Consider the following 13,803-nt stretch of genomic DNA (forward strand, 5'->3'; position numbering starts at 1 on the left):
CCCTAACGATGGGAGTGACCATGCGGGCCAAGGGGATCGGCTACGACACCGGCTTCGAGCGTGCCGGGCGGTTCAACCGGCCGTTCGAGCCGGACCTCGTGCGGCGGGAGCTGGCGATCATCCGTGACGACCTGCACTGCACCGCGGTGCGGCTGATCGGCACCGACCTGGACCGGATCGAGTTCGCCGCCCGCGAGGCGGCCGCGCTGGGACTGGAGGTGTGGTTTTCGCCGTTCCCGTGGGACCGCACGCCGGACGAGATCCTGGCCCTCTTCGCCGACGGCGCGGACCGGGCCGAACGCCTCCGCGAGGCGGGCGCCGGGATCGTGTTCGTCACCGGCGCCGAGCTGAGCCTGTTCTGCCACGGCTTCCTGCCGGGCGACAGCCTCACCGAGCGGCTGGAAAACGTGCTGGCCTCGCGGGAACTCCTCGCCGGGCTGCCGGACCGGATCAACGCGTTCCTCGCCCGCGCGGTGGAAGTGGTCCGGGCCCGGTTCGGCGGCCGCGTCACCTACGCGGCGATTCCCTTGGAGCGCGTCGATTGGGCGCCGTTCGACATCGTCTCGGTGGACGCGCACCGCTCGAAGGAGGTCGAGCACCTTTACCGCGAGGGCGTCCGGAGCCTGGTCGCGGCGGGCAAGCCGGTGGCGATCACGGAGTTCGGCGTGACGCCGTACCGGGGGGCGGCCGACCTGGGGGGCCGCTGCGGCGAAATCCTCGAGTACGAAGGTGAGGTCCCGGTCCGGCTGGCGGGCGACTACGTCCGGGACGAACAGGAGCAGGCTCGGTACCTGCGCGAACTGGTGGACATCTTCGCGGCGGAGGGCGTCGACGCGGCGTTCGCCTGTACGTTCGTGTGTTACGGGCTGGTGCACCGGGCCGATCCCCGGACCGACCTGGACATGGCGAGCTGGGGCGTGGTGAAGGTGCTGGAGAACGGTACCGGCGAGACGTACCCGGACGTGCCCTGGGAACCGAAGGCGGCGTTCGGCGCGCTCGCCGATTGCTACGCCTGAGCCAGGAACTCCACCATCGCCGTCGTCAGTTCCGGGCCGGTCATCGCCGTGAAGTGGTTCCCCGGCACCCGGGCGAACCGGCCGTTCGGCAGGGCCGCGGCGAGGGCGTCGGCCGAGGCGTGGCCGTCGTCCTCGTCACCGACGACGACCAGGGTGGGTGTGGTGATCCGGTCCAGGCCCGTCGTCGGCACGTGGGTGCCGAGGACGTATCGCAGCGCCACCGGATCGCCGCCGGCCTGTCGCATCCAGTACGCCGGTGACCCGGGCTCGACGGGCTCGCCGCCGATCAACGCGGTCAGGGCGGCGTGGTAGGTGCCGGTCCGGGACGTCGCTTTCCGGACGGCGTCGAGGCCTTGCCCGGCCACGACGGCACGGCCCGGGCGGGCACCGCGGGCCAGCAGACGCAGCACGACCCGGCCGCCGTACGAATAGCCGCCCAGGTCGTAGTCGTCGAGGCCGAGGTGGCCGAGCAGCGCGAACCCGTCGTCGGCCAGGACGTCCGGCGGGTACGCCGCGGCGTCGTGGGGCGCGGCGCTCGCCCCGTGGCCGCGCAGGTCCGGGAGGATCACCCGGTGCCCGTGCTCGGCGAGCACGGCCGCCGGGCCGAGCCAGTCGCGTCCCGAACCGGTGAATCCGTGGAACAGCACCAGTGGCCGTCCCCGCCCGAGGGTGCGGCAGGCGAGTTCCCGGCCGTCGCGGGCGCGGAAGTACTCCATGTCCCGAACCTACAGCAGTCCGATGAATTCTTGGCCAACCATCGCGGCAATCGGGGTGGCGTTGACAGAAAGCGCTGTCTCTTCTAGCTTCATAGCGCAAGACATCGGATGTCCAGCCCGGTTTCCGGGCCCGTCCGCCGGCCGATGTGCACCCCCTGCCGAACTGCTCGTCAGGAAGGACACACCGACGATGCCCGCATTCCCCCGCCGGACGGCCCTGCGCTCGCTCGCCGTCTCGGCTCTCGCCGTCCCCCTCATCCTGGGCACGGCCCTCCCCGCCCACGCGGCCCCGCTGTGGCACCCGGACCCCGCCACCGACGGCCTGAAGGCCTTCGAAGGCATCGAGGCCGACCGCGGCAACCACCACCCCGACCGCAAGTACGTCGTCGTCGAAGGCGACCACTACCGCTTCAACATCTGGAAGGACGACCGCGACACGACCGGCGGCGGCGACCGCCAGCGCACCGAGTCGAAGGGCATGGTGCAGAACGGCACCACGCTGAAGATGCACAACGGCGAGACGTGGACCCTCTCCTACGAGATGTACATTCCCGCGTCCTTGCACGGCACCAGCAAGTTCACCCACATCTTCCAGACGAAGACGCCGTCGACCAACGGCGGCCCGTGGGTGACGCTCGACCTGACCCGCAGCGGCGGCAAGGAGATGCTCAACGCCCGCGCGTACGCCAACTCGGGCTCGCCGAGCATCGCGGTCACCGACCTGGCGCCGCTGCGGAACAAGTGGATCACCATCGAGTGGACTTTCACGCCGGGGTCCAAGGGCAAGGCGGCGTGCGTCATCCGCAACGGCACCGGGTCCGGTGCGGCGGTCGCCGCGCAGGGCTCGATGTCGAACGTGAACCTCCCCGACCAGGGCGACTACGTCCGGCCGAAGTGGGGGATCTACCGGTCGGTCGAGAGCGCGTCGTCCGACATCCTCGACACCTACCTGCTGTTCCGGAACTACACGGCGGCCCGCAAGTAGGTGCGCGTTCGCGCGACCAGGGTGACACTGGCGGCATGAAGGTCGTCGACGGGCAGCGTGGTGGGTATCGCCCGTCGACGACCCCGCCGGCCGCGCCGGCCGCGCTGCGGCGCGGCCCGCTGCTGGTCACGGCCGTGTTCGCGGCCCTCGGGGGCGCGGTGATCCCGGCGGCCGCGCTGCCCGCGCTGTGGCGGGTCTGGCAGCTGTACGCGATGCTGTTCGGCGCGGTGGCCGCCGTCGGGATCGTCGCCGCCGTCGCGGTGCTGGGGTGGCCGACGCGCAAGACGGCCCGCTTCGGCGCGCTCGCGGCGGCCGGAGCGCTCGTGCTGTGGGTGATCAGCCGTCCGCTCGGGCTGCTGACGCGGTTCGACCCCTGGCAGCCGGCCGACACGGTCGCCGGCTTCACCGACTACGTGGCGGCGGGACTGCAGGTCATCGCGGTGCTCGGGTTCCTCTTCGTGGCCCGGCGGCGGGCGCACCCGTGGCCGTCCGCGGCGCGGCGGGCGACGGCCTGGGTGGTGCTGTTCCCGGTGCTCGTGGCGGTGCTCGCGACCGGCGTGGCGGGCACCGTCGCGGCCGGCGACAGCAGCACCGGCCCCACCGCTTCGACGTTGCTCGACGCCGGCCCGGGCACGGTCGAATACTGCCGCCCCGACGGGATCCCGCTGGCGATGGACGTCCACCGGCGGACCGCGGGCGGCCCGCCGGCCCCGGTGGTGCTGCTCCTGCACGGCGGCGGGCTGGTCCTGGGCAACCGCAAGCCCGCCGGCCCCGGGGCGCTGCTCGCCGGCTCCCGGTTCGGGCCGCTGCGGGACGAGCTGACGGCCCGCGGGTTCGCGGTCGCCGTGATCGACTTCCGGCTGGTGCCCGCCGCGCCGTGGCCGGCCCCGCTCGCCGACGCCCGGTGCGCGGTCCGGTTCCTCAAGGCCAACGCGGCCGCGCTGGACGTCGACCCGGCCCGGATCGCGGTGGCGGGCACCGGCACGGGCGGCACCCTGGCGTCGCTGCTCGGCGTCGCACGTGGTCAGGACACCGGCCAGTACGGCGGCCAGGACAGCACGGTCCGCGCGGTGGCGGCCCTGTCGGCCCCGGCCGCCTTCGACCTCGCCGGCCTGGATCCGCTCACCCGCGCGTCGGTGCTCATGGCGCTGGGCCGTTCGCCGTCGGCGCTGAGCGCGGCGAGCCCGCTGACTCACGCCGGCCCGGGCGCACCGCCGTTCCTGCTCGGCAACGGCGGCCGGAAATCGGCCGAGTTCGCGGCCCGCCTGCGCGCGGCGGGCGTTCCGGTGACCGAAGGCGCGGTCTCGGAACGCGCGGTCGCGGACTTCTTCGCCGCGGCCGTCGGTTGAGGCTTGCCCTGGAGCGCGCTCCAGGTCCTAGCGTGGTGTCCACACCGACCACATCAGGAGTGCGTTTCATGGAACTCGGCTTCCACCTGCCCATCTTCGACATCGACGGCGGGACGTCCGCCATCGCCGGCGAGCTCGCCCGGGTGGGCGCCGCGGCGGAGGAAGCGGGGGCGACCTGGCTGTCCTTCATGGACCACTACTTCCAGATCGAGCCGACCGGCCTGCCCGCCGAGTCGAACATGCTGGAGGGCTACACCACGCTCGGCTACCTCGCCGCGCACACGTCCCGGATCGACCTCGGCCTGCTGGTCACCGGCGTGACCTACCGGCACCCCGGGCTGCTGGCGAAGATCGTCACCACGCTCGACGTCCTTTCGGGCGGCCGGGCCGTCCTCGGCATCGGGGCCGCCTGGTTCGAGCGCGAGCACCGGGGGATGGGCGTGCCGTTCCCGCCGATCGCCGAACGGTTCGAGCGGCTGGAGGAGACGCTGCGCATCTGCGCGCAGATGTGGGACCCGGCGGACAACGGCCCGTTCGAGGGCAAGCACTACCAGCTGGCCGAAACGCTGTGCTCGCCGCAGCCGATCAACCGCCCGAAGGTCCTCGTCGGCGGCGGCGGGGAGCGCAAGACGCTGCGGCTGGTCGCCCAGTACGGCGACGCGTGCAACCTCTTCGGCTCCTCGCCCGACGACGTCGCGCACAAGCTCGACGTGCTGCGCCGCCACTGCGACGACGTCGGGCGCGACTACGACGCGATCCGCAAGACGATCCTGGCCAACAACCCGCGCCCGGCGCCGGAAACCCGCGACGAGTTCGTCCGCTCGATGGCGGGTTACGCGAAACTCGGTGTGCAGACGGCGATCGTCACCCCGACGACGGGTTCGCCCGCCGCGTGGATCGAGGGAATGGCCCCGGCGGTGCCGCAGCTGGCGGAGCTCGGCTAGCCGGTCAGGATCCGCGCGGTGACCAGCTCCGGTCGCTGCAGCGGCAAGGCGTGCGTCGCGCCCGGCACGATTTCGACGTCGAACAGCGGGTTGAGCGCGTTCACCCGCTGTTCGACCTCGCGCGCGGAGTGGATCACGCTGCGCTCGCCCAGCACCAGCCGGACGGGGACGGTCACCGCGCGCAGCTGGTCGTCGGTGAACAGGTACTGCGGCGGGTGGTGCGCGCGGTACTTCAGGCCGCCGAACAGCAGCGGCCGGAGGGTGCGCCGCACCGCCGCGCGGGGGCGGGGGTCGAACCAGGTCGCGACCTCCCGCACGCTCCACCAGAGGAAGCGCCGGCCGATCGGCGCGAAGCCGGGCGGCTCGAAGGCGACCACGCCGGCGATCCGGCCGGGTGTGCGGGCGGCCAGGGTGAGCGCGAGCCACGCGCCCCGCGAAACCCCGGCCAGCAGGAACTTTCCGGGCCCGAGACCGTCGAGGACGTCGGCCAGCCAGTCCGCGCACTCCGCGGCGGTGGGCATCGGACGCGTCTGGCGTGAGCGCCCGGGTTCGCCGAGTGTGTCGACGGCGAACACGCGGTGCCGCTCGGCCAGCTCGGCGACGTGCGGGTACCAGGACAGCGACGTCCCCATGACGCCGGACAGCAGCACGATCGGTGGCCCGGCCGCGCCGCTCGCCCGGACGCGGGTCGGCCCGTACCGCGTGCCGATGTCCAGATCCCGCACCGGAACGGGCCAGCGCGCGGCGATTTCGTCGTAGGCGGCCAGATATCGCTCTTCGCTGCGGGCGTTCTTGAAGCTGCCGATCATGAACCCTCCCCAGGTTTCATGGTCCGGACACGGTAACACACCGCGCCCGTTTGCGTTTAGTCCATAGTAGACAGTGAAACTCCCGGTGAACCGCTTCGCCGTTTTGCCCGTGTGCCCTGGTGAGGTGGCGACCCGAGAGGAGGGGCTGATGCCCCACGTGCGCACGACAGGACGACACCGCAAACCCGCGACGATCGGACTAGCGGCACTGGTGGGCGTAGCAGGCGCAACGGCGGCGGCGATCGCGTTGACCAGCCCGGCGAGCAACGCGGCGACGGAGCAGTGCGGCGGCCTGGACACGGCGTTGCAGAACAACCTGACGTACATCGCGAGCCAGCGCACCGCCCCGGACGCCCAGTCGAAAGCCCGGATCGCCGACACCCAGGCGGCGGTCGACCGGCTCGACCAGCAGCGCAAGGCAGCGGGCTGCGCAAACCAGGTGGCGGCGAACGAAGTGGCGGCCCAGTGCGCGGCAATAGCGGCGGCCGGCCAGGACGGCAAGGCGGAGGAGAAGGCCGCGGCGGCCCGCAAGAAGGCGGCCGGCCAGGACGAAGCCGGAAGCGGTAAAGCCCAGCAGAAGGGCATGGCTGCCGGGAACGGCGCCGCTGATGAGAACGGCATGGCGGCCGAGAACGGTATGGCTGACCAGAACGGCATGGCGGCCGGCAACGGCATGGCTGATGAGAACGGCATGGCGGCCGGCAACGGCGCGGCTGATGAGAACGGCATGGCGGCCGGTAACGGCGCGGCCGGCAAGAACGGCATGGCCGGCAAGAAGGGTGCGGCCGCGGAGAACGGTGCGGCTGACGAGAACGGCATGGCGGCGCAGAAGGGCGCGGCAGCCGAGAACGGCGCGGCCGGCAAGAAGGGCGCGGGCAAGAAGGGCGCAGCCGACGAGAACGGCATGGCCGGGCAGGACGCCGCCGGTCAGGATGCCGCTGCCGTCCAAGCCTGCGAGGTGGTCCAGAAGTGCCTGGCGCAGGCCGCCGGTGTGGCCGATGCCAACGCCATGGCGAACCAGAACGGCAAGGCCGAGGAAAACGGCGCAGCCGCCCAGAACGGTATGGCCGATCAGAACGGCATGGCGGGCAAGAACGGCATGGCCGATCAGAAGGGCATGGCGGGCGAGAACGGCATGGCCGATCAGAACGGCATGGCCGATCAGAAGGGCATGGCCGATCAGAAGGGCATGGCCGACCAGAAGGGCATGGCCGACCAGAAGGGCATGGGCGCTCAGCAGGGTGCGGCCGCCCAGAAGGGCATGGCCGCGGACGACAGCTCGGCCGACCAGAACGGTATGGCGGCGGAAAACGGTGCCGACGGCAACGGCAAGGCCGCCAAGAAGGAAGCCGCCGGTCAGAAGGATGCGGCGAAGCAGAACGGCATGGCCGGTGAGCAGCAGGGTGCCGGCCGGATCGTGCTCTCCGCGCAGGATTGCGCGGGCATCCTGAACTGCGTTGCCCAGGCCGCCGATCCCGCTGCCGCTGCGCAGCAGCAGGGGATGGCCGCCGAGGAGAAGCAGAAGGCCCAGGATCAGAAGGCCCAGGATCAGAAGGCTGAGGATCAGAAGGCCCAGGACAAGCAGAAGGCCAAGAACGACAAGGCCGGCAAGAAGGCGGCCGACGAAAAGGCCGCCGAAAAGGCCGAAGCCGCCGGCGCGGCCGCGACCCAGTGCGTCGCCGCCGCGGTGGCCGCGGCCGGAAAGGCGCCCGCGGGACGCTGAGCAGCACCGGGACCCGGACCGGCGGCCCCACGCCCCGGTCCGGGCCCGGCGCCCGCCAAACGCCCGCGGCCCGGCGAAGGCCCCCAGCCTGCCAAGCACTTCCAGCCCGCCAAACACCCGAGTCCCGGCGAAGCCCCCCATCCCGCCAATCCCGCGAAGCACCCGTCCGGCGAAGCACCCGAACCGGTGACCGGCGGGAACTCCGGCCCGTCGCCGTTCGTTGACCAAGCGGAGCGCAGTACTCTGGCGCTCGGAAAACGACCGACGACAGCACGAGGCTTCAGTGACCACCGATCCGGCGGCCGAGGACCTGCGCGAGGCGGCCGACGAGCTCGCCGTCGCCGGGCAGCTCCCGCGGTTCCTCCTGATGTACAAGTTCGCCATCGAAGAGCTGATGACGAAGCTGCGGATCCTCAGCGAGGAGTTCGACTTCGTCCACCAGCACGACCCGATCGAGCACATCACGAGCCGGGTGAAGCGGCCGGAAGCCATCAAAGAAAAGGTGCGCCGCCGGGGGCTGACCGGCGACTGGGTTTCCGCCGCCGCCGCGCTCGATGACATCGCCGGGATCCGGGTGGTCTGCCCGTTCGTCTCCGATGTCTACGAGGTGGCGCGCATGCTCACCGCGCAGGACGACGTCGAACTGCTGCGCACCAAGGACTACATCACCAGCCCGAAGGCCAACGGCTATCGCAGCCTGCACCTCATCGTCCGCATCCCGGTCTTCCTGTCCGACCGGGTGGAAAAGGTCAAGGTCGAGGTGCAGCTGCGCACCATCGCCATGGACTTCTGGGCGGCGGTCGAACACAAGCTCTCTTACAAGTACCGCGACAGCGTCCCGCCCGACTTCGCGGGCGAGCTGGCCGCGGCGGCCCGGACCGCGGCCGACCTCGACAGCCGGATGGCCGCGCTGCACGAGCGGATCCGCTAGGGCTCGGCCAGGGCGTCGAGCATGATCCGCAGCCCGAATTCGAACTCCGCTTCGTGGTCGCACACGGCCAGGTAGGGCGCGGCCACGGACACCGCGGGCAGCCCGGACGCCGAAAGGTCCGCGAGCCGCTGGACGCTGCCGCCGAACGTCGGCGCGGCCTCGACCTCGCGCATCAGCGTGCCGATGAGGAACGCCAGCACCGCCCGCAGCCCGTGCACCGCGCGCTCCGGCGGATAGCCCGCCGCGAGCAGCGGGCCGAGCACCGCCTCCACCGGGGCCAGCGCCGTCATCGACGCCAGCCGGCGGGTCAGCACGAGCGGCGCCGCCCGCGGGTGGTCGAGCATCGCGGCGCGGAACCCGTGCGCCAGCGCCGACATCGTCCCCCGCAGGTCCGCATCCGGTGGCGGCGCGGGGATCGCGGCGAGCAGGATCTCGGCGATCCCGTCCAGCAGCGCGTCCTTGCCGTCGACGTGGTTGTACAGGCTCATCGGGTCGACGCCGAGCCGGTGCGCCAGCTTGCGCATGCTCACAGCTTCCAAGCCCGCTTCGTCGACGAGGGCGAGCCCGGCGAGCAGGATCCGTTCGCGCGTCAAGACACTTCGGGACGGCCGGCCACGCCGGCCGGTCACGGGACGAGCACCGCGGGCAGGTGCTCGTAGCCACGCAGGATGCGCGTCGACCGCCGGCGGCCGCCGGGCAGCACGCGCAGGCCGGGGAACCGGTCGAAGATCGTGCGCAGGCCGATCTCGCCCTCCATCCGCGCCAGTGACGCACCCAGGCAGTGGTGGCGGCCGGCACCGAACGACACGTGGTCGCGCGCGCCGGCCCGGGTGACGTCGAAGACGGCCGGATCGGCGAACACCTCGGGGTCGCGGTTGGCGCCCGCCAGCACGGTCGTGACCAGCGCCCCGCGGGGCAGCGGCACGCCGGCGACCTCGGTCGCGCGCGTGGCCAGCCGGCCGGTCAGCAGGACCGGCGGGTCGTACCGCAGCACCTCCTCGACGGCGTTGCCCCACAGCTCCGGCCGTTCGCGCAGCACGGCGAGCTGCCCGGGATCACCCGCGAGCAGCGCGATGCCGCTGCCGAGCAGGTTGACGGTCGTTTCGAAGCCGGCCGCCAGCACCAGGCCCGCGGTGGACTTCAGCTCCGTCTCGGTGAGGCCGACACCGCCGTCGCGGGCCGCGACGAGCTTGCTGAACAGGTCGTTCCCGGGGTTCCGGCGCAGGTGATCGAGGTGCTCGCCGAGCCAGGTGTCGAACTCGGCCAGCGCGGTTTCGACGTGGCGGAACGTGCGCCAGCCGAGCCCGAGGTCGAGGCTGGGTGCCGCGGCCGCGCCCAGGGACAGGACCTTGCCGAGGTCGGCAGGCGGCACGCCGAGGATTTCGCTGATGACCGTCACCGGCAGCAGGCCGCAGTAGGACTCGACGAGGTCGAGCGGGGTGCCGGGGTCGAGCGTGTCGAGCAGGCCGTCCGCGATCTCCTGCACCCGGCCGCGCAGCTGCTCGACCGCGCGCACGGTGAACACGCCGGTGACCAGCTTGCGGTAGCGGGTGTGCTCGGGCGGGTTGACGGCGAGCAGCGAAGGCGGCCGCACCGGGTGCAGGTGCTCGCCGGCCGACCACTCGACCAGGCGGCCGAGCGCCGAGCCGTCCGACCCGATGACGCCGACCCGGAAGTCTTCGCTGGCGAGCACCTCCCGGACCGCGGCGTGCGTGGTGGTCATCCAGCCGAAGCGGGTGCGGGCGAGCGGGCCGGTGTCGCGGATCTCCTCGAACAGGCCGGTCAGGTCGCGGCCGTCGGCCGCGTCGACCACCATCCGCCCCTGGAGGTCCCCGCGCCGGGCCTCGCGGCGCAGCACGGTCCGGGGGAGCGCGTGGCCGAGGCCCCAGCGGACGACGGGTTTCGCGCGGGCCAGGGCTCCTTCGAGCACGGCTTCCCCCTTCGGTCGGCGTGCCTACAGTGTAGGTTATGGCCGGCCGCGCGAGGGGTCATCGCGGTTGTCCGGACCGTTCCCCGACCGGCGCCAGGAGCACGCCCAGCGCGAGCAGCTCCGTCAGCGCCATCCCGCGTTCCACCAGGCCGAGCGGGATGAGCGTCCACCAGCGGCCGTCTTCCGCCGCGGCGACCACCACCGCGCCCAGGATCACCGCGAACCAGCCCAGCGATCCGATCGCCAGCACGATCGCCAGCCGGCGGCGGACCGGTGACGACGGGAACGCCGTGCGCGCGGCGACCAGGACCGCCAGCGGCAGGGCAACGAACGCCACCACGCTGGCGATCCGGTGCAGCGTGCCGCCGAAGTCCGCGCGGGAGACCGTGGCCCAGTCCGGCTTGGGGAACGCCACGATGACCAGCAGCCCGACTGTCCACAGTGTCCCCAAGATGGCCGCGGGCACGGGAAGCCGCCGCTGGCCGCGCAGGACCGCGAGGCCCGCCGCCGAGCCGAGGGCGACCAGGAGCACCGCGAGGTCGAAGACCCACTTGTGATCGGACAACCCGTATTCGCTGATCGTGCGGCGGGTGACGCTGATCCGGTCGGTGGGCGGGATGACCTGCAGCAGCAGCACCAGGCCGGCGCCGAGCACCAAGGCCGCGATGCCCGTCAGCGAGACCGCGACCGACACTCGTCGCGCAGGGACGGTGACCATGGACGCACAGTAGTCGACCGGTGGTTGAACTCCCGGTGAAAGGCGCCCCCGCGTTGAACGCTGTACGACTTACGGCGGTGTCCGCGGCCGGATTTCCTCCATTATGGTCCTCCGCTACCGGTACGTCCGTGCGTGCCGGCCTCGGTCAAGGAGGTCGCTTCCTGTGGGGAATTCACCAAGACGGCTGGTGATGCTGGCTTCGGCCGTCGCACTGGCCGGAACGTTCGTCGCGCTGCCGGCCGGCACCGCCGGTGCGGCGCAGAACATCCTGCGCGCCGACAAGTCGGTGGCCCGCTCGTGCTTCGCGAAGGTGCTGCCCAAGGGCACGTCGGGCACCGATCGCCGCGAGCTGACGTCCACCGTGGACGGTCTCGTCCAGGCGCGGCTCAAGCCGGCGCAGGGCGCCGAGGGTGACTGGGACGTCGCCGTCTTCGACAAGGCCACCGGTGCGGTGGTCGCCGCTTCGGCGGCGTTGCGCACCCACGAACTCGCCGAAAGCTTCGTGAAGAAGGGGCAGGAGCTCGTCGTCCAGGGCTGCCGCTACGGCGGCTCGGCCGGTCAGGCCCAGCTGGGTGTCGACTTCCTGGCACTGACGCCGCAGGGCACGCCGACCGGGACGACGCCGGCGGCCCAGCGCGCGGAGCTCGTCCGCGTCGAGACGCCGACGCGCGCCGACAAGAACAAGCTGAACGCGCTCGGCCTCGACGTCACGGAGAAGGGTGACGCGACGGGGGTCGAGGTCGTCCTCGCCGGCGACGCCGACCGCAAGACGCTGAAGGACAGCGGCTTCAAGTCGAAGGTCATCGAGGCGGACCTGTCGGCCAAGTCCGTCCAGGACGCGAAGACCGATCGCCAGTACGCCGCGAAGACCGACGCTTCGGCGCTGCCGTCCGGGCGCACCAGCTACCGGCACCTCTACGAGTACAACTTCGAGATGAAGGAACTCGCCCGCAAGAACCCGAACCTGGTTTCGGCGTTCACCATGCCGGAGTCGACCTGGGAAGGCCGGGACGTCGTCGGCGTCGAAATCGCCACGGACGTCAAGAACCTGACCGACGGCAAGCCGGTGAACTTCACCATGGGCGTGCACCACGCCCGGGAGTGGCCGGCCGGCGAGCACGTCATGGAGTGGGCGTACGAGCTGGTCAACGGCTACTCGCGCGACGCCGCCATCCGGTCGCTGGTCGGCAAGACGCGCAACATCGTCGTGCCGATCATCAACCCGGACGGCTTCGAGATCTCCCGCGAGGCCGAGCCCAAGGGTGATTTCACCCGGTTCGACTATGAAATGAAGCGGAAGAACTGCAACGTCAACGACTCGCCGCCGCAGTTCGCGACCGGCGTCTGCAAGGCGAACCCGGGCGGCCGCCTGCGCGGCACCGACCCGAACCGCAACTACGCGGGCTTCTGGGGCGGCAACGGCGCCGAGGTGGCCTGGAGCGGCGACACCTTCCGCGGGTCCGCGCCGTTCAGCGAGCCGGAGGTGCGGAACGTGCGCTCCATCGTGTCCTCGCGCCAGGTGACGAACCTGATCACGATGCACACCGTCGCCGCGCTGGTGCTGCGCCCGCCGGGCGTGGCGGACGTCCGCCCGCCGCTGGAGGAGCCGCAGTACAAGGCCCTCGGCGACAAGCTGGCCTCGCGCAACGGCTACACGAGCGAGCCGAGCTGGGCGCTTTACGACACGACCGGCACCACCGAGGACTGGTCGTACTGGGCCACCGGCGGCTGGGGCTTCACCATCGAGGTCGGCGGCAACGGCTTCCACGGTCCCTACGCCGACAGCGTCGTGGCCGAGTACGAGGGCCTGGCCCCCGCGGCCGGCGCCGGCAAGGGCGGCAACCGCCAGGCGTTCCTGGACATGCTGGGCAACGCGGCCGACCCGCAGCAGCACTCGACGCTGATCGGCTCGGCGCCGAAGAACTACCAGCTCAAGCTGCACAAGACGTTCCAGACGCCGACGTCGCCGGTGATCCAGCCCGACGGCTCCACCAAGCCGCCGATCTACATCACCGACGACCTGAACTCGAAGTTCACCGCCACCGGCGGGCGCTTCGCGTGGTCGGTCAACCCGTCGACGCGGCCGTACGTGGCCGGCCGGTACGGGCGCGACCCGCAGGGCCCGGCGCAGCAGGGCTACGCGGTCGCCAACCCGGCCGGGGTGCCGCCGATCAACCAGAACTACCCGGTCGACCCGGCGGGTGACTCGTTCACCTTCCACGTCGACGGCCTGCCGAAGGTCGACAACGGGAAGTTCAGCGTGAACATCAACTGGGCGAACACCACGACCGACTGGGACCTGTACGTCTACGACTCGGCGGGCAACCTGGTCAGCTCGTCGGCGAACGGCGGCACGACGTCCGAGCACGCCGTGCTGTTCGACCCGCCGGCCGGCGACTACCGGGCCGTGGTGGTCAACTACGACCAGACGAACCCGGCCGCGGTCGACGACTGGGCAGGCGACGTGTCGTTCTCGTCGCCGATCCCGCCGACCTACGGGACGAAGGAGGCCTACCAGCTGACCTGCTCGGCCCCGAACGGCAAGCTCGTCGGCGTGGCGGACGTCTTCGCCGACCGCGGCCAGACGGTCGACGTCGGCGAGGTCTGCACCCGCTCCGCGCACGCGCAGAAGCAGCGCGCTTCGGGCGGCGTCCGGTAGCAGTGCATTCGTTCGTGAAGGCC

General features: G+C 71.8%; 12 protein-coding genes. 7 read left to right on the plus strand and 5 right to left on the minus strand.

What is annotated here, in order from left to right; genetic code table 11:
* The first annotated feature begins 20 nt into the window (after nt 1–20).
* On the plus strand, nt 21–1,016 hold the full coding sequence (locus tag QRY02_RS06635) for a glycoside hydrolase family 113 protein (protein WP_285993778.1): 996 nt from the start codon (nt 21–23) through the stop codon (nt 1,014–1,016).
* Here the strand turns inward: QRY02_RS06635 and QRY02_RS06640 are convergent.
* A complete protein-coding gene (locus QRY02_RS06640; protein ID WP_285990616.1) occupies nt 1,007–1,732 on the minus strand; it encodes an alpha/beta fold hydrolase in 726 nt (241 codons plus the stop codon). The genes QRY02_RS06635 and QRY02_RS06640 overlap by 10 nt on opposite strands.
* Before the next feature lie 190 nt (nt 1,733–1,922).
* Here QRY02_RS06640 and QRY02_RS06645 point away from each other — a divergent pair, with 190 nt between their 5' ends.
* The 3 genes from QRY02_RS06645 (at nt 1,923) to QRY02_RS06655 (ending at nt 5,010) form a co-directional block, all read left to right on the plus strand.
* The gene (locus QRY02_RS06645; protein ID WP_285990617.1) at nt 1,923–2,717 is read left to right on the plus strand and encodes a hypothetical protein; all 795 of its coding nucleotides are present in this window, start codon (nt 1,923–1,925) and stop codon (nt 2,715–2,717) included.
* A 35-nt stretch (nt 2,718–2,752) separates the two neighbouring features.
* The gene (locus tag QRY02_RS06650; protein ID WP_285990618.1) at nt 2,753–4,066 is read left to right on the plus strand and encodes an alpha/beta hydrolase fold domain-containing protein; all 1,314 of its coding nucleotides are present in this window, start codon (nt 2,753–2,755) and stop codon (nt 4,064–4,066) included.
* Nucleotides 4,067–4,134: 68 nt separating this feature from the next.
* Nucleotides 4,135–5,010 carry an LLM class F420-dependent oxidoreductase gene (locus QRY02_RS06655; protein WP_285990619.1) on the plus strand — a complete coding sequence of 292 codons (876 nt, stop codon included), beginning with the start codon at nt 4,135–4,137 and terminating at the stop codon, nt 5,008–5,010.
* On the opposite strand, the gene QRY02_RS06660 is transcribed toward QRY02_RS06655, so the two are convergent.
* A complete protein-coding gene (locus tag QRY02_RS06660) occupies nt 5,007–5,819 on the minus strand; it encodes an alpha/beta fold hydrolase (RefSeq protein ID WP_285990620.1) in 813 nt (270 codons plus the stop codon). The two genes, QRY02_RS06655 and QRY02_RS06660, sit on opposite strands and share 4 nt — an antisense overlap.
* Nucleotides 5,820–5,967: 148 nt before the next feature.
* Here QRY02_RS06660 and QRY02_RS06665 point away from each other — a divergent pair, with 148 nt between their 5' ends.
* Nucleotides 5,968–7,542 (plus strand): collagen-like domain-containing protein, encoded by a 1,575-nt coding sequence (locus QRY02_RS06665; protein WP_285990621.1) that lies wholly within the window; start codon nt 5,968–5,970, stop codon nt 7,540–7,542.
* A 283-nt stretch (nt 7,543–7,825) separates the two neighbouring features.
* Nucleotides 7,826–8,473 (plus strand): GTP pyrophosphokinase, encoded by a 648-nt coding sequence (locus tag QRY02_RS06670; RefSeq protein WP_285990622.1) that lies wholly within the window; start codon nt 7,826–7,828, stop codon nt 8,471–8,473.
* Here the strand turns inward: QRY02_RS06670 and QRY02_RS06675 are convergent.
* Genes QRY02_RS06675 through QRY02_RS06685 form a run of 3 tightly spaced genes read right to left on the minus strand, consistent with a single transcriptional unit; the run spans nt 8,470 to nt 11,121 of the window.
* A complete protein-coding gene (locus QRY02_RS06675) occupies nt 8,470–9,066 on the minus strand; it encodes a TetR/AcrR family transcriptional regulator C-terminal domain-containing protein (protein ID WP_285990623.1) in 597 nt (198 codons plus the stop codon). The two genes, QRY02_RS06670 and QRY02_RS06675, sit on opposite strands and share 4 nt — an antisense overlap.
* A gap of 32 nt (nt 9,067–9,098) precedes the next feature.
* The gene (locus QRY02_RS06680; RefSeq protein ID WP_285990624.1) at nt 9,099–10,403 is read right to left on the minus strand and encodes a cytochrome P450; all 1,305 of its coding nucleotides are present in this window, start codon (nt 10,401–10,403) and stop codon (nt 9,099–9,101) included.
* Between the two features lie 58 nt (nt 10,404–10,461).
* Nucleotides 10,462–11,121: a DUF998 domain-containing protein gene (locus tag QRY02_RS06685; RefSeq protein ID WP_285990625.1), complete on the minus strand. Its 660-nt coding sequence runs from the start codon at nt 11,119–11,121 to the stop codon at nt 10,462–10,464.
* 190 nt (nt 11,122–11,311) lie between these two features.
* Here QRY02_RS06685 and QRY02_RS06690 point away from each other — a divergent pair, with 190 nt between their 5' ends.
* Nucleotides 11,312–13,780, plus strand: a complete 2,469-nt coding sequence (locus tag QRY02_RS06690; RefSeq protein WP_285993779.1) for a M14 family zinc carboxypeptidase — start codon at nt 11,312–11,314, stop codon at nt 13,778–13,780.
* Nucleotides 13,781–13,803: the final 23 nt, after the last annotated feature.

Origin of the sequence: Amycolatopsis sp. DG1A-15b (genome assembly GCF_030285645.1) — a bacterium.
Lineage (GTDB): Bacteria > Actinomycetota > Actinomycetes > Mycobacteriales > Pseudonocardiaceae > Amycolatopsis.